We start from the raw sequence: 270 nt of genomic DNA, 5'->3' as shown, positions 1-270 counted from the left end.
GAAGGATACATTGAACTTGCCTGTGTCTGCGTTAAAGTCCCTGCGACCCATTGGCGTTACCAGAATTGGCGTAGCTCCCCGCTGCTGCACGCCGTCTATGTAGGTTTTCAGATAGTTCTTGTAATCGGCGGGTGAAGCATAGCGGTCAGGAACACTGATCGTTGCATCATTGTGTCCGAACTGCACGAACAGATAATCTCCCGGACGAATGAGACGAAGAATTTCATCCAATCGGCCTTCAAAAATAAAGGATTTGGAACTGCGTCCACC

The 270-nt window shown here is 49.3% G+C and carries 1 protein-coding gene; it reads right to left on the bottom strand.

Annotated elements, in window-relative coordinates; genetic code table 11:
• Positions 1-270 (bottom strand): SGNH/GDSL hydrolase family protein (locus tag B0E34_RS22635; RefSeq protein WP_503327685.1); only part of this gene is annotated, 270 nt, incomplete at both ends.

The organism is Chryseobacterium mucoviscidosis (assembly GCF_002177115.1).
GTDB classification, from domain to species: domain Bacteria; phylum Bacteroidota; class Bacteroidia; order Flavobacteriales; family Weeksellaceae; genus Chryseobacterium; species Chryseobacterium mucoviscidosis.
The sequence above is the reverse complement of the archived record's forward strand: the minus strand, read 5'-3'. Positions and strand labels throughout refer to the sequence as shown.